14 protein-coding genes and 1 tRNA gene are annotated in these 17,291 nt (G+C 41.6%); 9 read left to right on the top strand and 6 right to left on the bottom strand.

From position 1 onward, the window contains the following. Nucleotide 1: 1 nt before the first annotated feature. Together ACX3PU_RS04010 and ACX3PU_RS04005 are read right to left on the bottom strand one after the other, a co-directional pair. The gene (locus ACX3PU_RS04010) at nucleotides 2-589 is read right to left on the bottom strand and encodes a DUF3575 domain-containing protein (protein ID WP_459083628.1); all 588 of its coding nucleotides are present in this window, start codon (nucleotides 587-589) and stop codon (nucleotides 2-4) included. After that, nucleotides 589-1,764 (bottom strand): thioredoxin family protein, encoded by a 1,176-nt coding sequence (locus ACX3PU_RS04005; RefSeq protein ID WP_459083627.1) that lies wholly within the window; start codon nucleotides 1,762-1,764, stop codon nucleotides 589-591. Before ACX3PU_RS04005 ends, ACX3PU_RS04010 begins: the two co-directional genes overlap by 1 nt. Before the next feature lie 283 nt (nucleotides 1,765-2,047). Here ACX3PU_RS04005 and ACX3PU_RS04000 point away from each other — a divergent pair, with 283 nt between their 5' ends. Genes ACX3PU_RS04000 through ACX3PU_RS03975 form a run of 6 tightly spaced genes read left to right on the top strand, consistent with a single transcriptional unit; the run spans nucleotide 2,048 to nucleotide 8,950 of the window. Next, nucleotides 2,048-3,187 (top strand): hybrid sensor histidine kinase/response regulator, encoded by a 1,140-nt coding sequence (locus ACX3PU_RS04000; RefSeq protein ID WP_459083626.1) that lies wholly within the window; start codon nucleotides 2,048-2,050, stop codon nucleotides 3,185-3,187. 7 nt (nucleotides 3,188-3,194) lie between these two features. After that, nucleotides 3,195-6,794, top strand: coding sequence for a response regulator (locus ACX3PU_RS03995; protein ID WP_459083625.1), 3,600 nt, complete (start codon nucleotides 3,195-3,197; stop codon nucleotides 6,792-6,794). A 13-nt stretch (nucleotides 6,795-6,807) separates the two neighbouring features. After that, complete coding sequence (locus ACX3PU_RS03990; RefSeq protein WP_459083624.1) at nucleotides 6,808-7,179, top strand: response regulator; 372 nt, start codon at nucleotides 6,808-6,810, stop codon at nucleotides 7,177-7,179. Between the two features lie 11 nt (nucleotides 7,180-7,190). Next, a complete protein-coding gene (locus ACX3PU_RS03985) occupies nucleotides 7,191-8,006 on the top strand; it encodes a CheR family methyltransferase (protein ID WP_459083623.1) in 816 nt (271 codons plus the stop codon). A gap of 1 nt (nucleotide 8,007) precedes the next feature. After that, nucleotides 8,008-8,592 carry a chemotaxis protein CheB gene (locus ACX3PU_RS03980; protein WP_459083622.1) on the top strand — a complete coding sequence of 195 codons (585 nt, stop codon included), beginning with the start codon at nucleotides 8,008-8,010 and terminating at the stop codon, nucleotides 8,590-8,592. Further along, the gene (locus ACX3PU_RS03975) at nucleotides 8,579-8,950 is read left to right on the top strand and encodes a response regulator (protein WP_459083621.1); all 372 of its coding nucleotides are present in this window, start codon (nucleotides 8,579-8,581) and stop codon (nucleotides 8,948-8,950) included. The genes ACX3PU_RS03980 and ACX3PU_RS03975 overlap by 14 nt, the downstream gene beginning before the upstream one ends. A 46-nt stretch (nucleotides 8,951-8,996) precedes the next feature. Here ACX3PU_RS03975 and ACX3PU_RS03970 read toward each other — a convergent pair whose 3' ends face one another. The 4 genes from ACX3PU_RS03970 to ACX3PU_RS03955 form a co-directional block, all read right to left on the bottom strand. Further along, the gene (locus ACX3PU_RS03970; RefSeq protein WP_459083620.1) at nucleotides 8,997-9,314 is read right to left on the bottom strand and encodes a hypothetical protein; all 318 of its coding nucleotides are present in this window, start codon (nucleotides 9,312-9,314) and stop codon (nucleotides 8,997-8,999) included. Nucleotides 9,315-9,549: 235 nt separating this feature from the next. Next, nucleotides 9,550-9,622: transfer RNA gene (locus tag ACX3PU_RS03965), tRNA-Phe, on the bottom strand. A gap of 97 nt (nucleotides 9,623-9,719) precedes the next feature. Continuing rightward, nucleotides 9,720-11,561 carry a lysophospholipid acyltransferase family protein gene (locus ACX3PU_RS03960; RefSeq protein WP_459083619.1) on the bottom strand — a complete coding sequence of 614 codons (1,842 nt, stop codon included), beginning with the start codon at nucleotides 11,559-11,561 and terminating at the stop codon, nucleotides 9,720-9,722. Nucleotides 11,562-11,571: 10 nt separating this feature from the next. Beyond that, nucleotides 11,572-12,819 carry an aspartate kinase gene (locus tag ACX3PU_RS03955; RefSeq protein WP_459083618.1) on the bottom strand — a complete coding sequence of 416 codons (1,248 nt, stop codon included), beginning with the start codon at nucleotides 12,817-12,819 and terminating at the stop codon, nucleotides 11,572-11,574. Between the two features lie 192 nt (nucleotides 12,820-13,011). Here ACX3PU_RS03955 and fbp point away from each other — a divergent pair, with 192 nt between their 5' ends. From fbp to ACX3PU_RS03940, 3 genes are all read left to right on the top strand, one after another. Next, on the top strand, nucleotides 13,012-14,031 hold the full coding sequence (gene fbp, locus ACX3PU_RS03950; RefSeq protein WP_459083617.1) for a class 1 fructose-bisphosphatase: 1,020 nt from the start codon (nucleotides 13,012-13,014) through the stop codon (nucleotides 14,029-14,031). 17 nt (nucleotides 14,032-14,048) lie between these two features. Beyond that, nucleotides 14,049-15,056, top strand: a complete 1,008-nt coding sequence (locus ACX3PU_RS03945) for an o-succinylbenzoate synthase (RefSeq protein WP_459083616.1) — start codon at nucleotides 14,049-14,051, stop codon at nucleotides 15,054-15,056. Nucleotides 15,057-15,550: 494 nt separating this feature from the next. Continuing rightward, on the top strand, nucleotides 15,551-17,227 hold the full coding sequence (locus ACX3PU_RS03940; RefSeq protein WP_459083615.1) for a glutamine--tRNA ligase/YqeY domain fusion protein: 1,677 nt from the start codon (nucleotides 15,551-15,553) through the stop codon (nucleotides 17,225-17,227). Nucleotides 17,228-17,291 lie beyond the last annotated feature (64 nt).

Raw genomic sequence — 17,291 nt, 5'->3', positions numbered from 1 at the left:
ATTAGTTCAGTTTATAAGAGACCATAAGCCCTCCGCGGTACGGAAGCCATTCTCCACTTTTATTCCAACCTTCCGCTTGGTCGTAACGAATCCATTTGTCGGGTGGAACTTGCTCATACCCGTGGTACATTCCTTGACTGGTTCCCCCTCCGATAAAAGCATCTAGATTCCACTTCTCATGAATCTGCCACTGATATCCAAGGGTTGCTCCGACCATGAAATTAAATCCTCTTTGAAATTTTTCCGTTCCGATGTAATTCCACTTCGTTAAATCGTATAGACCAAACCCTGCGTTTAGTCCTAAATAAAATCCGTCCATTGCGGATTTAAAATAATGTCTTCCCTCAATATGTCCCATGTAGACTTGCATATGGTTTCCTACAAAGGATTTCCAAGGGGATACCAGGATGTCCGCTTGAAGGGTTTGTTTGCGGGAGAGCTGGTATTCAGCTCCTGCATTTAAGATGAGCGCGGGAGCAAGAAGGGCGTTGCCTTTCAAAAAGAGTTTGTGATCTTCTGCTTGCTGCTGCGCAGAAAAATGAGTGGTTCCAAGCCAAACAAGGCTCGTAAGAAAAAAAATGGGTTTCATTAACTGTTTTCAAGCTCACTAATTAGTTCTTGCACCAGAGAAGGATCTCTTCCTTCTTTCTTCACAAGGGCAAGGGCCAGATTTGCGCTGCTGCTCGCAAGCTCTGTATTTCCTAATTTCTGGTGCAAAAGCGCAAGAAGATAGGTGTTTTCCATACGAGCTTCTCTTTCGACGGACTGCTCCGCCCAAAGGACAGCCTTAGAAAGGGCCTGTGGATCTTGAATGTGTTTCCAAAACAAATAGCATGCCTCGTCTAATACAGAACTCTCAATCGACTCTCCCTTTTGAAGATAGGAAATCGCGGCATTCTCATATTTTTCAAAATTGCCCACAGAGGGGTAAAAATTCATAGCCAATCGGTGGAGCTCCAAATTTCCTTTTTCAGGTCCTAAAAGTTTAATTGCTCCATTCAAAAAAAGAGATTCGTCTAAAATCCCTTTCTCTATATCCATAGCCGACTTGGCTAGGGTGTTAAGCCGTATTCTTTGCTCATACGAATCGTAAATATCGCGTGGCAAAAGCTCTAAAATATTCTTTTTGTTCTTAGAAAAGACTTCGAACGTTTTATCTTTTGTGGATTCAATAGACGAAAGAAGCAGCGCCACTTCTTCATGGCTATAGGGTCCCATCGGTTTGATTTCAAAATAACGGTTGACCACTTTTTTCGCGAACTGAGGCTCTGAGCTAAGATACTTCTTGCTTGCCTCCATTAAAAAAGCGAGATCCGTTTCTCCCTTTTCAAAGCGATTCTTGATACTGCCCTGTTTTTTCTGGTCTAGCGCCTTTTGGCCTAGTCCAATTAATGCTTCCTTATTTAAATATCCATAGCCTCTTACTAGCACCTCGCCCTGGGCATCTAAAAATAAATAATGCGGAAAGGTATTCACCCCATAGGTCACTGCGAGATCTTTCCCCTCGCCTTTTTCCATGTCAATATGGGTGTTGATGAAATTGGAATTGTAAAAATCTCCCACGGTCTCGTCCGGAAACACGTTTTTCTCCATGAGTTTACAAGGTCCACACCAAACGGCGTACGCATCGATAAAAATGAGTTTATCTTGTTTGCCCGCCTCCACTAAAAGATCCGAAAACGGAGAATCATTAAACTCAATTCCTCCCTTCGCATACCCCAGCACGCTCACAAAAAACACCAAAAGGGCCACTATTCTATTCATATTCTCAGTCTAATGATAGGGTAAATATACAGAAAAACGCTTCAATTCAACCCTTCGCTTTCTCTGATTTTATGTAAAATTTAAGATAATTCCGTAATGAAAACAAAATTAGACGATTACAGAGTGCTTTAATTGCTCCTCTTGAGAAAATACGACAATTCAATGCTTTCTTCTTAAAAGCGGAAAGAAAAAAAGAGTTTAAAAATGGAAATTATATAAGACCTCAAACCTCTCAAAATTGCTATATTGCAAGCATCTAAAAACCGATAATCGTTTTGAGCTCATGATTCTAATTGTTGACGACTCTCCACAGAACATCATTTCACTGAAAAAAGTACTCGAAAAAAACAATTTCACAGTCGATACCGCGTCTTCTGGTAAAGAGGCACTTCGAAAAATCTTAAACCAATCCTATGTATTAATTATTCTGGATGTTCAAATGCCAGAAATGGATGGATTTGAAGTAGCAGAGGCCATTTCAGGCTTTTCAAGAGCCAAAGAAACCGCCATTATTTTCCTGTCTGCGGCCAGTGCTAATCTAAGTTTGATCACGCGTGGATACTCCTCCGGTGGACTGGATTACATCACCAAACCGGTGGATATGAATATTCTGCTATTAAAAGTAAAAACCTTTTACCGCATTTACGAACAAAACAGGGCGCTCAATTTAATGCAAGACACCCTTCGCGCAGAAATAGAAACTCGAAAAGATGCAGAACGAAAAAAAGACGAGTTTATTAGCATCGCAAGTCACGAGTTAAAAACTCCGATGACGAGCGTCAAGGGCTATATTCAACTCATGGAGCGAAGCCTTCTGAAAGGCGATATTGAAACCACAAAAGTAAGGCTGAGCAAAGTTCAAAATCAAATTGAAAAGCTAAACCTACTCATTGCGGATCTTCTTGATATTTCTAATATTGAAAGTGGCAAGATGCGCCTTAACCAAAACTACTTCTCGATGAGTAGTTTGGTAGATCGGGTCTTAGAGGTGATGCAACCCTCAAATCCCTCCATCGAATTTCAGCATGAAGTTCATTATAGTGAACTAATCTATGGCGATGAAAACCGTATTGAACAGGTGGTCATTAATTACTTGACCAATGCAATTAAATACTCTCCGGGCGAAACCCAGGTCCTTATCAAAACCTACGAGAAAGACAACCAAGTCTTTTTCTCGGTCCGCGACAAAGGCATTGGGATGAGTGAAGAAAATCGCCGAAAAGTCTTTGATAAATTTTACCGAATTGAGGAATCCTCTGAGCGGTTCCAAGGTCTTGGAATCGGACTTTACATTTGCAAAGAAATCATTCACCGCCACGAAGGTACTGTGGGAGTGCATTCCAAACCCAGGTTTGGCTCTGAATTTTTCTTTAGCCTTCCTCTACAACTAACCCCAATCCCTCATGAAGGGGCAACTCAATAAACCAAGCATGAATTTTAAATCCAATTTACTTTACGGTCTCGGACTTGCACTTTTGGTTCTCCTTGCCAGTTCCGTGGCCTCTTATATTAGCATTACCAATCTAATTAAGAGTTCTACGCAAGTAAAAAAGAGCAACGAGACCATTCAAGACATTTCCACCCTTTTCTCTTTAGTGAAAGATGTGGAGACGGCTCAAAGAGGATACCTTCTTACGCGCGATACTCAATTCTTACCCTCCTTTGAGGAAGGGAAGAAAAAAATTAGCACGGCCGTAGAAGAAGTTCGCTTAGAGTTAAGTGATAGCGATAAACAAAGGGCCAATTTTCAGTTTTTAAGCGAAAGCATCCAGGCTCGCGTGAAATTACTAGATCAAAACATAGCCTTACGAGAGGTACACGGCGGCACTTCAACCCTAGAATTGATGGAGGGAAAAACCCAAATGGATAACATTCGATCGGCCGTTGTACGCATGCAGCGAGAGGAGCAAGCCCTGCTTCAAAAGCGCACCAATCGAATGGATAGTTTTGCCTCGTATACACCTCTATTAATCGTGGCCTCTGCCCTGCTCGCCTTTCTAATTACTTTCTATTTCTTTCGGAAAATAAACGAAAGCTATAAAAAAACCCTTTCTCTCAGTCAAGAAGTAGAAAAGAAAAACGAAGAGAGCGAAAACCGTCTTCTAGCCATTGGAAAGGTCGCAGAACAGATTTCTTCGGGCGATTACAATATCAAATGGGACCAAAACATGCAGAATACCCTAGGCACAGTGGCAATCTCTTTAAATCGAATGTCCGACTCTTTGGATTCATCCTTCAAACTCTTAGAGGATAAACAGTGGTTAAGCTCTGCAAGTGCTCAACTGAGTGAACGAATGCTGGGAGAGAAAAGCTTAGAGACTCTTAGTAACGAAATCTTGGAGTTCCTAACGAGCAAAACGAAAAGTTTCTTAGGAGCCATTTACCTTCTCGAAGAAGAGGACCATCAACTTCATTTAAAAGGAAGTTTTGCCCTGGATTCTAGTGCAATGCAGAGAAGGATCGCGATAGGAGAAGGACTTTTAGGTCAGGCCTTCCAATCGAGAAATGAAATTCTTGTGCAGGAGTTTAATGAGAATTCCCCCTCAGTTACGTATTCGAGTGGAAAAACTTTGCCTACCAATTTATTAATTCTTCCCCTTACTCGTCACAACATGCCTTTAGGTGTGCTGGAGATTGCCTCGACCCATACGTACTGTGAAACCGAACTTGAGTTTTTGCGAAGTGCAGCGGGCACCATCGGTCTCTCTATTTTTGATACGCAGAATCGCATTAGACTTCAAGAACTTTTAGAAGAAACCCAGGCGCAGAGTGAGGAACTCATGAGCCAGCAATCGGAGCTGGAGAATATTAATTCAGAACTGGAAGCGCAGTCTCAAAAATTACTAGCCTCCGAGGAAGAACTTCGCGTTCAACAAGAAGAACTTTTGCAATCTAACCAAGAACTAGAAGAGCGTACAAGCTTACTAGAAGAACAAAACGAACTAATTGAACAGAGAAACCTAGACATTCAACAAAAGTCAATTGCCTTAGAACAGAGCACACGATACAAATCAGAATTCCTGGCTAACATGTCGCACGAACTGCGCACCCCACTCAACTCAATTCTTCTTTTATCCAAACTGATGACCGAAACAGAGGAATTGGAAGAGCAATACGTGGAATACGCCAGTGTAATTCATAGTTCCGGACAAGGACTCCTTACCTTAATCGATGAGATTTTAGATCTCTCGAAAATTGAATCGGGAAAGATGAACTTAGAACTCCATACGGTGCACGTTAAAGAGATTACCCATAGCATGCAAATGCTCTTTGGAGAAATCGCCAAAGAAAAGAACTTAAAGCTTGAAATCAAAACAAAGGATTTAGAAATAGAAACTCTTTACACGGACAGATTGCGTGTGGAACAAATCCTTCGAAACCTCCTTTCCAATGCGTTAAAATTCACCTCCGAGGGCACAGTAACGCTTGACATCTCCAGTGACAAGGACCAAGGCCAGGTGCATTTCAAAGTGTCGGATACAGGCATTGGAATTGCAAAAAACAAAATTCAAATGGTCTTTGAAGCCTTCCAACAGGCGGACGGATCTACGCAGCGTAAATACGGAGGAACCGGTCTAGGCCTCTCCATTAGCCGTGAGCTTTCTAAACTTTTAGGGGGAGAGATTACGCTCTCTAGTAAGGAAGGAAAAGGAAGCACTTTTACTCTTATTATTCCAATCAATGCCACAGAAGTATCCGAGGTTCCCCAGGAGCAATTGACAGAGACTTTTGAGGCGATTCCTACAGTACTCGCTCCTAAAGAACCTACAGAGGAGGGACAGCAGCGCTACCTATCTTCTAGCATTCCCAAAGCTGTCGAGGATGACCGCGATACGATCCAAAAAGACGATAAAATTATTTTGATCATTGAGGACGATACTTCGTTTGCGAAAATCCTTCTGGATTACGCCCGCAAAAAAGGATACAAAGGACTTGTATCCGTCAGAGGTGACCAAGGAATTGAGCTTGCCGAACACTACAATCCTCTCGCCATTTTATTAGACATTCAATTGCCAATAATGGACGGATGGCAAGTAATGGAAGCACTTAAATCGAATCCGAAAACCAAACCGATCCCTGTACACATCATGTCTTCAATGAAATTTAAGCATGAAAGTCTCTTGCGTGGCGCAGTGGATTTCATTAACAAGCCTTTTGCCTTAGAGCAAATGCAAGTTATTTTCAACACCTTAGAAAAAGCGATCAGTCGCTCTCCAAAAAAGGTTCTCATTGTGGAAGAAAATCCGCAGCATGCCAAGGCACTTAGTTATTTCTTAAGCACGAACTCTATTTCCAACACGATTGCAACCAACGTAGATGAAAGCATTGATTCCCTCACAAGCCATAAAGTAGACTGCGTCATTCTCGACATGGGCGTTCCAGACCGATTGGCTTATGAAACCCTTGAGACCATCAAAGAGCAAGAGGGACTCGAGAAGCTGCCTATCATCGTGTTTACAGGAAAAAACCTATCCAAAGGAGAAGAAACGCGGATCAAAAAATACGCGGACTCTATCGTGGTGAAAACCGCCCATTCTTACCAGCGTATTTTGGACGAAGCGGGACTGTTTTTGCATTTGGTAGAAGAGAAAAACAAAAAGGACAAAAAACAATCTTCTGCCGATACCCAAAGCACGCTTAGAAATATTCTTAAGGACAAAACCGTACTTCTAGCGGACGACGACGTGCGTAACATTTTCTCCCTCACTAAAGCCTTAGAGCTTCACGGGATGAATGTACTGCCTGCCTTAGACGGCAAAGAAGCTCTTAAAACCCTGGATGAGAATTCTCAAATTGACATTGTCCTAATGGACATGATGATGCCGGAAATGGACGGATACGAAACCATCGGTCAAATCCGAACCAACCCTTCGCACAAAACGCTACCTATCCTTGCTGTCACGTCCAAAGCGATGATGGGAGACCGTGAAAAATGCATTGCCGCTGGAGCTTCGGATTACATTTCTAAACCGGTCGACATTGATCAACTCATTTCGCTATTGAGAGTTTGGCTTTACGATAGAACCTAAAAAAAAACAATCCATGAACCCGACAAAAAAAATTCTAGTCATAGACGACGACAGCAAAAACATTTACGCCCTTAGTGCGGTTCTAAAAGCGAAGGGGTATGTAAGTATTTCAGCGCAAAGTGCGAGAAAAGGCTTAGAGCTTTTAAAGACAGACCCGAGCATTGGACTGGTTTTACTCGACATGATGATGCCTGAGATGGATGGATACCAAGCTCTTACAGAAATCAAGAAAAATCCTGTCCTTCAGAACATACCCGTCATTGCAGTGACCGCCCAAGCGATGACTGGAGACAAGGAAAAATGCCTTGAGGCGGGAGCGGACGGCTACCTTTCCAAACCTGTGGCTATGGATCAACTCTTAGCCGTATTACAAACCTACTTATAAAAACATCTGTTTTGGAATCTTTTGAAGACGAGCATATTGAACTTTTACTATCCGACATTCTTGAATTGTATGGCTACGACTTTACGGGCTATTCGAGAGCCTCTCTCAAGCGTCGGATCGTTCGCCTATTTGCTCTCGATAAATTTGTCAGTTTCGCAGAGTACCGGTATCGAATCCGAACCGACAAATCTTATTTCAAACGTTTTCTAGAAGAGATTACAATCAACGTAACCGAAATGTTCCGTGATCCTGAATTTTACAAAAATCTTCGTGAAGAAATTCTACCTAAACTACGAACCTATCCGTTTATCCGCATTTGGATTGCAGGTTGCAGTACGGGCGAAGAAGCCTACTCTGTGGCCATTCTATTAAAGGAACTCAAATTACTTGATAAGAGTTTAATTTATGCGACGGATTTAAATTCGGCCGTTCTTGAGACCGCTTCTCAAGCCATGATTCCATTGAACAAATTGAAGCTTTATACGGAGAACTACCTCGCCTCTGGGGGTACGGAGCAATTCTCTGATTATTATTCAGCCAATTACTCTTTAGGAAAACTCTCGAGCGAATTAAAAAGCAAAATTATCTTCTCGACCCATAATTTAGTCACAGACCATTCGTTCAACGAATTTCAACTCATTCTTTGTCGCAATGTGATTATTTATTTCGATCGAGAACTGCAAAACGGTGTGTTTACTCTTTTTGACCAGAGTTTAGAAACTTTTGGTTACATTGCTTTAGGGACGAAAGAAAGCCTCGACTTTTCCCCGATAACGAAAAACTACGAAAGAATGCCTGGGGCCAAAATATGGAGAAAATTAAGATAAAATGAGAACTTGCAAAGCCTTAGTGATTGGTGGTTCAGCCGGAAGTTTAAACATACTCTTTAAATTTCTGCCGAGTCTCAGTGCCTCCCTTTTGTTTCCAATAATTCTTGTGGTGCACCGAAAAGCAGGCAAAGAAGAAATGCTCACTGAACTGCTCGCTTCCAAGACTCAATTAAAAGTAAAAGAAGCGGAAGAAAAGGAGACCTTAGAGGCCTCTACGCTTTACATTGCGCCTCCAGGCTATCATCTCCTCATGGAAAAAGACAGAACACTTTCTTTAGATGCCTCTGAAAAGGTCAACTTTTCTCGTCCTTCCATCGATGTAAGTTTTGAGTCCGCCGCCGATACCTTTGAAGAAGGCCTAGTAGCACTACTCCTTTCTGGAGCAAATTCAGACGGAACGAGTGGTCTTCAAAAAGTAAAAGAAAGAGGAGGACTCACCCTCGTACAAGATCCTGAATCTGCGCAGGTTTCTTTCATGCCGCAAAATGCAATTGATCATGCTCCCATTGATCATGTTTTAAAACCAGAACAAATCGCCCCCTTACTTAATTCTTTAAACGACGATTCTTATGGCAAAATCTAAAGTATTTTTATTTGACGACAACGAAGAAATCCTTGAATTATGCGTTGAGATTTTACAAGACTTAGGTTGTGAGGTGAAATTTTCTCCCACCACAACCGATCTACTTTCTCAATTGGAGCAGTTTACGCCAGATCTTATTTTCATGGACAATTGGTTACCTGATATTAGCGGAGTGCACGCTACACAAATGATTAAAGCGTCTGAGAAATTCTCCCATATTCCCGTGGTTTATTTTACCGCCAACACCAACATAGAATCGCTTGCGAGAATGGCAGGTGCGGATCATTACTTAGAAAAGCCCTTTGATATTGAAGATTTTGAAAATCTAACCTTGCAAGCTTTAAAAAAAGAAAAGTAGATTTACTTCCATTCTTCCCATAGGAAGACACTTTTCTTTGCAAGGGTTAAATACTTTTCTCTCTACCCGGAATTTCCCCTAAAGGTTTTACATACACGAGACTCCCCTGCTTTGGATGGTACGAGGGGAAATATAGAATCAGATCCATAGCTTGCAAATCTTGAATGCATCGATGGTACGTGGAATTCGACTGAATCCTACTTTTGCTCATGATTTCCCTTCTAGAAATCTGAAAAGACTCTGTGTAATTTTGCGCGCTCCACTGGTGGCATAAGCACAAATAGATGCTTATGTGGGTGGGGGTTAATTTTTTCGATCGTGCAATAAAATAAAAGAACGCGGCTAGGTGGCTTTCTGCTTTCATAAGAGTTAATTTTCTAAATCTTTTTCGTGTACCTTACCCCTTTCACTACTCGTTGAGTTTTGGCATTTGCACGAATAAAGAATGGGTTACTGCAGCGAAATTGAAAAGATTAATTCACAATTCATCCCTAGTCCTTCGGTACTACCGAAAGAAAAATTTGATTTTTCTCTTAATAAAGTTTTCAATAAAAAAAGACACAAAAAAAGCGTTTAGTAGTAATACCAAACGCTTTTAGTGGTTTCTCCAGGAATCGAACCAGGGACACACGGATTTTCAATCCGTTGCTCTACCAACTGAGCTAAGAAACCATCACTTTAATTCTGTTGTTTAAAGTGGTGCAAAAATAGCATCTTTTTCAATACAACGCAAGACTTAAGATGCTTTTTATCGGCATTGAGCGAAAAGCTATTGATTTTCAGATGCATTTTTTTCATTTTCCATTCGCATTTGCTCTGCGATTTCTTCTAACACGGGATTTATCGTGCTTTCCGGAATTTCACTTATGCGAATATACATGAGTCCATCAATGGCATCGTTGAAACTTGGGTCCACATTAAAGGCAATTACTTTTGCATTCTGTTTGATGTACTTTTTAATAAGTACAGGCATTCTCATGCCCGGTTCTAAGTCGTCAATTAACTTGTCTAGTTTGTTTAAGTCGGACTCTACTTCTTCTACAAATAGATTTTTGTCTCGTTCTCGAATCTTAATTTTAAACTCATGTTTTGGGTGAACGTATTGCGCGACTGCAGAATCGTAATAATTGGAACGCATAAAGTCAATCATAAGCGATTTTGAAAAATCGGAGAATTTGTTGCTAATGCTCACTCCTCCCATTAAAAACTTATGATCTGGATTACGAAGACAAACGTGTATAATGCCCTTCCACAGTATAAACAGGGGCATTGGTTTTTGTTGGTATTCTTTGGCAATGTAGGCTCTACCCATTTCAATTACCTTACGGAAGAATGGATGTAGCTCCTGATCAAAATCAAAGAGAGAACTGGTATAAAAACCACTCACGCCATATTTACGCATAACCATCTTTCCAAGTGCCATCCGGTAAGCGCCTGCGATTTTATTTTCTTTCTCGTCCCATAAAAAGAGGTGATTGTAATGCTTATCGTACTCGTCTAAATCAAAGGGAAGGTTGCTCCCCTCTCCTACGTCCCGAAAGGTTATTTCTCTTTGTCTTCCAATTTCTCTCATCACAGAGGGAATCTCTTCATAGGTGGCAAAATAAACCTGATACTGTCCGCTTTGAAATAGCATCTTATCTTGAGCTTTCAGCGCCTGAATTTCCTTCTCGATATCCTCTGCCGGCGTTTCATCAATAATATTAGCGACTAAATTCCCTGCCTTACCAATGGGAAAACTTAATTTAAGATCCGGCAGATTCATTTTCTCCATGAGCGATTTACGTCTTTCGTAATAGGCTCGAAGAATGTAAATTTTATCTTGCAAATAATCTCCTAGCTCTGCTATGGTCTCCTCCTCGTCCATCTGACGAATACTTACGGGTCTACCAATTCGTATGCGTATAGGACTTTCCCGATTTCGCATCATTTCGGAGGGAAGAAGTAGGGTTTGCAAATCAGGATGCAAACGAGCCGCTTGGTAGAAAAAGGCGCTGTTCTTTGCATGAAAGTACATAGGCACAACCGGTACGCGAGCTTTGCGAATAAGCTTTAGTGCGGGCGTTGCCCATTTTCGATCTCTAATTTCACGTGTGGGATTGTTTCGGTTAGAAACTTCTCCTGCTGGAAAAATGCCAAGGCAGCCTCCATTTTCTAAATGCTGCAGGGTCTCGCGCATTCCACTTGAGCTACTATAGAGTTCTTTTCTAGATTCAAAAGGGTTTACCGCAATGACATAAGGTTCAAGAGGCTTAATTTTATCAAGTAAAAAATTTCCCATCAGCTTAAAATCAGGGCGCACTGCGGAAATTACTTTTGCCATAAGGATTCCGTCGATTGCACCTAAAGGATGATTGGAGACCAAAATGAAAGGGCCTGTTTTGGGGATTTTAGCAATGTCCTCCTCAAAGACCACGTATTTAAGGTCTCTTTCTCTTACAAAACTTTCGAAAAAATCAGCTCCTTCCTTGTCTTTCAATTTGTCGTAAAGTTCGTTAACCTCGTCGATTTTTGTCACCTTCATAAGCGAACGAGCCGCTAATTCCTTTACGGGACCCAGGCGCTTTAGCCCTGCCGCTTTAATTAAATCGTTCTTTGTAATTAGGCTCATAGTTTTATTCTTAAAGTTCTCCTTGGAACACCATCTGAAGGGTTCCTCGCGACATTTGTTCTAGAAGCACGGTTTTGTGATCGTAAAAATGGGCAGTGGATTCGATCGTTGAATTTCGAACGGTCAAAAGTCTTACTTTTTCCTGAATTTCCACTTCAAATTTTGAATCAAGCGATTCCATTAATTTATCGATTGAATTGTACTTATCTTCCAAACAAAGTTCCAGGCAAATCGCCGTGGTCTGCATTAAAGAGATACGAATTTGAAATGCGTAAAGAAGAGCGAAAATTTCACTTAGGTGATGCTCCGCAATAAAAGAGAAATCTCTTGTGGATACGGTGAGTAAAATTTGATCCTCTTTTAGGATGTAACTCTCAAGCACCTGTGCTTTTGGACTGCTGCTTACTTTCGTTCCGGGTGCGAGTGGATTTAAAAAAGATCGTACAAAGAGCGGAATGTCTTTTTTCTTTAGAGGTTGAAGGGTCTTGGGGTGAATCACCGACGCCCCGTAATAGGCCATTTCAATCGCTTCTTCATAAGAGATGTAGGAGAATAGTTCCACGTCCTTAAACTTGCGCGGATCTCCCGTCATCACGCCCGGTACATCTTTCCAAATCGTCATGGACTGCGCTTCTAGTCCGTAGGCGAAGATCGCTGCCGAGTAATCAGATCCCTCTCGCCCTAAGGTGACGGTGAACTGATTCGCATCGCCGCCGATAAAACCTTGGGTCACGTAATTTTGATTTTTATCCAACGACTCTATCCTTTCTTTGGTCAATTTCCAATCGACCTCGCCTTCGCGAAAGGTACTGTCGCATCGAATGTACAAACGAGAATCTAGCCATTGATTAAAAAAGCCTGTTTCATGGAGATAGGAACTCACGATAAGGGAACTAATGAGCTCTCCATAACTCACGAGCTGATCGTAATAAAAATCATACCCTCCTTTGTCCTCGTCTAGCTTGATGTTGGAAAGAGACTCAAAAAGGAGATCAAGCTCTTGGAAGATGGAATGAGAAGGCTCAAAAAGAGCATTCGCAATTTCCAAATGAAACTTCTGAATTTGCCTGATTTTGGTTTGGGTTTCTCTTCCGTGCATTAGATCCAGTAGGACCTCTTCTAACGCGTTGGTTGTTTTCCCCATAGCAGATACCACTACGAGAATTGAGTCCTGCCCTTGCAGTTCCAGTACTCGTGACACATTCCTTACACTCTGAGCGTCCTTTACCGAGGCGCCTCCAAATTTATATACCTTCATGCATTTTCTAAAATTAGCATCGAGAAATTCGATAGCTAAAATTTTAATCAAAAATAGCAAAAAAATACCTGATTCGGTGGGGCGAAGGAAAGCTAATTTCAAGGGAATCCCTCAAAAGAAAAAAAAGAACCAGGGGTCTAGGGGCAATTCAAATAATTTTACGAAATTTGAGCATTAACCAAAAACACAATAATGGCAGAGCAGTCCCTTCAAACCTTAGGTGAATTTCTCATTGAGAAACAAGATGATTTCCAGTACTCTACGGGAGAGTTTTCTCGACTTCTAAGCGCCATACGCTTAGCTTCAAAAGTGGTAAACCGAGAGGTTAACAAAGCGGGAATCGCAGATATCATAGGGGTTGCGGGGAATACCAACATTCAGGGGGAAGACCAGCAAAAACTCGATGTGTTAGCAAACGAGATTTTCATAACGGCCTTATCCCAACGTGAAGTCGTTTGTGGAATTGCCTCCGAGGAAAACGACGATTACATTGAAATCAAATGCGGAACCAACGGTCATTTAAGCAAATATGTAGTTCTAATCGATCCTTTGGACGGATCGTCCAACATTGATGTGAACGTATCTGTCGGAACCATCTTCTCCATTTACCGCCGTGTCACGGAACCAGGAACCCCTGTAGAACTCAAAGATTTCCTTCAAAAAGGATCTGAACAAATTGCAGCCGGGTATGTGGTATACGGCTCCTCTACCATGATTGTATACACAACGGGGAACGGAGTAAATGGATTCACATTAGACCCTAGTTTAGGAACCTACTATCTTTCCCATCCCAATATGCAGTTCCCAAAAGAGGGAAAAATCTATTCCATCAACGAAGGAAATTACATCAAATTTCCTCAAGGAGTGAAAAACTACCTTAAGTACTGCCAAATGATGGAGGGCGATCGCCCTTACACCTCAAGATATATTGGTTCACTTGTTTCGGATTTTCACCGAAACATGATCAAAGGAGGAATCTACCTATATCCTTCTTATGCGAATGCTCCTAATGGAAAACTAAGACTTTTATACGAGTGCAACCCGATGGCTTTCATTGCGGAACAAGCAGGAGGAAAAGCATCCAATGGATTTGAACGCATTATGGACATCGACCCTACAGAACTACACCAAAGGGTTCCATTCTACTGTGGTAGCATCACAATGGTGGAAAAAGCAGAAGAATTCATGAGAATGGATGCGATAAAAGAATAGTTAGAACCTACTTTTTCATGATTGCCTCCATCCGCCCTTATACTTTAGATTTTATTACGCCTGGCGGCACTTCGCGCGGCGTTTTAAAAACCAAGGATACTTTTATTTTAACCCTTCAATCTGAAAAAGGAGTTGGGCTTGGCGAATGTGCTCTTTTTCGTGGACTCAGTATGGAGGATACGCCCCTGTATGAAGAAAAATTACAGTGGCTCTTAAAAAACATCAATCTCCCGCCTGGTGAAATCGAAAATGAGCTTCGAGCTTTCCCTTCTATCTTAATTGGATACGAACAGGCCATGCTTAATTTAAGGTTCGGAAAAGACCTCTATTTTCCAAGCGATTTCACGGAAGGGAAAGACTCTCTTGTGATTAATGGTCTTATCTGGATGGGAGACAAAGCCTATATGGAATCCCAAATTCAGCAGAAACTGGAGGCAGGCTATAAAACCCTGAAACTAAAAATTGGAACCCATTGGGAAGAGGAAAAAACCATACTCACTTCTCTACGACAAACCTTTAGTGCAAAGGACCTAGAACTTAGGGTCGATGCAAACGGAGCCTTTACTTATGAGCAGGCGCTTAAGGTCCTAGACGAATTGGCTGAGTTAGAAATTCATTCCATTGAACAGCCCATAAAGGCGAATCAGAAGGACTTAATGGAGAGGCTTGCAAAAGCAACGCCTACACCTATTGCACTGGACGAGGAACTGATTGGAGTCGTGCAACCCGAGGATAAAAAAGACCTATTAGAGAAAATAAAACCTCAATACATTATTCTAAAGCCCTCGTTACTGGGAGGATTTAAAGCCACAGACGAGTGGATCTCTCTTGCAGAAAACGTAGGGATAGGTTGGTGGATCACCTCGGCACTTGAGAGCAATTTGGGGCTCAATGCCATTGCTCAGTATACCTATACAAAAAATCCTACCTTACCTCAAGGTCTTGGAACCGGCTCTCTATACCAGAATAATTTAGATTCTTCCCTTATTTTAGAAGGTGAAAACCTCAGAAAAAAAGTAAGTTAAGGCCAGACCTAAAAAAGTAAAAACCCAATACCCTTCGTTGTAAAACAAAAAAAATCTGAAACAAAGTCAGATTTTTCTTTTTGAAGTCGTTTAAGCAAAAGCTTGCGCCTTGACAAAATCCCCTACTTAAATGACATCTTCTACAAAAATTCTCTTCTTTAATGCTTGCATCCAATGTGCAAACCTTCTTTTGATCGCCTTCATAGAAAAAATATTAAATGTTAATAAATGATGATTTAGAAATACCAAATTTGTGCCAAGCTCACGCCCTTTTCAAAATTTAACACAAGCTTTGCATTGGATAAGCAGCTCTGGCCCTACCCATTTACTAGATTTATAACTTATTAATTTTCATATACTTATTCATCTCGTCCCCACTACACTTTTGAGTAGAGAGGCGGACTTCCAAAGCAAAGGGACTCCCTTTACTCGCCAAAGAAAGACCCCTATTTCTGTGCTTTTTTTACTAAATTTGCCTCTGAAATTCTTAAATCATGGAAGAAGAAAAAAAAGGACTCAATTTTATTGAGCAAATCATAGAACAAGATCTACAAAACGGACTAAGCAAAGACGCACTTCGCTTTCGTTTTCCCCCAGAACCGAACGGATACTTGCACATTGGTCACACCAAAGCAATTTGCATCAACTTTGGTTTAGGAGAAAAATACGGCGCGCCTGTCAATTTACGTTTTGACGACACAAATCCTGAAAAGGAAGAACAGGAGTTCGTAGACTCGATTAAAACAGACGTAGAGTGGCTTGGTTTCAAATGGGACAAAGAACTCTATGCCTCGGATTATTTTTCTCAGCTCTACAACTGGGCTGTCCAGATGATTAAAGAAGGAAAGGCGTATGTGGACGAACAAAGCTCTGAACTCATAACGGAGCAGAGAAAGTCACCGGTAGAAGTTGGGGTTGAAAGTCCTTACAGAAACCGTCCTACCCAGGAGTCTTTAGAACTCTTCGAAAGAATGAAAAATGGAGAATTTGAGGAAGGAACGATGTCTCTTCGTGCCAAAATTGACATGAGCTCACCCAATATGAATATGCGCGACCCGGTTATGTACCGGATTTTGAAACGCCCTCACCACCGTACGGGAGACACCTGGAAAATTTACCCCATGTACGACTGGGCGCACGGAGAAAGTGATTATATCGAGCAAATCTCCCATTCACTTTGCTCTCTTGAATTTGAGAACCACAGACCGCTATACGATTGGTATTTAGACCAGGTATATAGCGAGGGTAATGTGAGAAACAAGCAAAGAGAATTTGCTAGAATGAACGTGAGTTATATGATCACCTCCAAACGAAAACTACAAAAACTAGTTAGTGAAGGTTTAGTGGAAGGATGGGACGATCCTAGAATGCCTACGGTATCTGGATTGCGCCGCAAAGGGTATACCCCTACGGCCATTAAGAACTTCATAGAGCGTGTGGGTGTAGCGAAACGTGAAAACTTAATTGACATTCAACTTTTAGAATTCTTCGTTCGCGAAGACTTAAATAAGATTGCGCCCCGTATGATGGCTGTGGTGGATCCTGTCAAACTAGTGATTGAGAACTATCCAGAAGGGAAAGAAGAATGGCTAGAATCGGAAAACAATCCTGAAGATTCAGAGGCAGGCACAAGAAAGCTTCCCTTCTCTAGAGAACTCTATATTGAAAAAGAAGACTTCCAAGAAGAAGCCAACCGTAAGTTCTTCCGACTAAAATTAGGAGGAGAAGTTCGACTAAAAAGTGCTTACATTATTAAAGCCGAAAGAGTGGATAAGGATGAAAATGGAGAAGTAACCACAATCTATTGTACGTACGATGAGGAGAGTCGCTCTGGAAGTGGAAGCGAAGCCAGTCTACGAAAAGTAAAAGGAACTCTTCACTGGGTAAGTGCCGCGCATGCGCAGCCTATCGATGTGCGTCAATACGAGAGACTCTTTACCGTAGAGCAGCCGGACGCAGAAAAAGATGCAGATTTCTTAGCCTATGTAAATCCAGACTCTGTGCACATTCAAAAAGGATTTGCAGAACCCGCTCTAAAAGAGGTAGAAGTCGGAGCCCCAATCCAGTTCCAAAGAATTGGGTACTATACGAAAGACCGGAGTTCGACAGAAGATAACTTAGTCTTCAACCGCACGGTCACGCTTAAAGACAGCTACAAACCCGAGCAATAATTAAAATCAATACATACTTCAAAGTCTTGTCCTCGGGCAAGACTTTTTTATTCACCCAAGTCCT

Source organism: Chryseobacterium sp. A301 (genome assembly GCF_054489425.1).
This window is presented reverse-complemented; position numbering and strand designations above follow the sequence as displayed.

Bases quoted from the DNA above. Each gene is read 5' to 3' on its own strand.
- ACX3PU_RS04010 (WP_459083628.1), bottom strand. From the start codon at position 589: ATGAAACCCATTTTTTTTCTTACGAGCCTTGTTTGGCTTGGAACCACT.
- ACX3PU_RS04005 (WP_459083627.1), bottom strand. From the start codon at position 1,764: ATGAATAGAATAGTGGCCCTTTTGGTGTTTTTTGTGAGCGTGCTGGGG.
- ACX3PU_RS04000 (WP_459083626.1), top strand. From the start codon at position 2,048: ATGATTCTAATTGTTGACGACTCTCCACAGAACATCATTTCACTGAAA.
- ACX3PU_RS03995 (WP_459083625.1), top strand. From the start codon at position 3,195: ATGAATTTTAAATCCAATTTACTTTACGGTCTCGGACTTGCACTTTTG.
- ACX3PU_RS03990 (WP_459083624.1), top strand. From the start codon at position 6,808: ATGAACCCGACAAAAAAAATTCTAGTCATAGACGACGACAGCAAAAAC.
- ACX3PU_RS03980 (WP_459083622.1), top strand. From the start codon at position 8,008: ATGAGAACTTGCAAAGCCTTAGTGATTGGTGGTTCAGCCGGAAGTTTA.
- ACX3PU_RS03975 (WP_459083621.1), top strand. From the start codon at position 8,579: ATGGCAAAATCTAAAGTATTTTTATTTGACGACAACGAAGAAATCCTT.
- ACX3PU_RS03970 (WP_459083620.1), bottom strand. From the start codon at position 9,314: ATGAAAGCAGAAAGCCACCTAGCCGCGTTCTTTTATTTTATTGCACGA.
- ACX3PU_RS03960 (WP_459083619.1), bottom strand. From the start codon at position 11,561: ATGAGCCTAATTACAAAGAACGATTTAATTAAAGCGGCAGGGCTAAAG.
- ACX3PU_RS03955 (WP_459083618.1), bottom strand. From the start codon at position 12,819: ATGAAGGTATATAAATTTGGAGGCGCCTCGGTAAAGGACGCTCAGAGT.
- fbp (WP_459083617.1), top strand. From the start codon at position 13,012: ATGGCAGAGCAGTCCCTTCAAACCTTAGGTGAATTTCTCATTGAGAAA.
- ACX3PU_RS03945 (WP_459083616.1), top strand. From the start codon at position 14,049: ATGATTGCCTCCATCCGCCCTTATACTTTAGATTTTATTACGCCTGGC.
- ACX3PU_RS03940 (WP_459083615.1), top strand. From the start codon at position 15,551: ATGGAAGAAGAAAAAAAAGGACTCAATTTTATTGAGCAAATCATAGAA.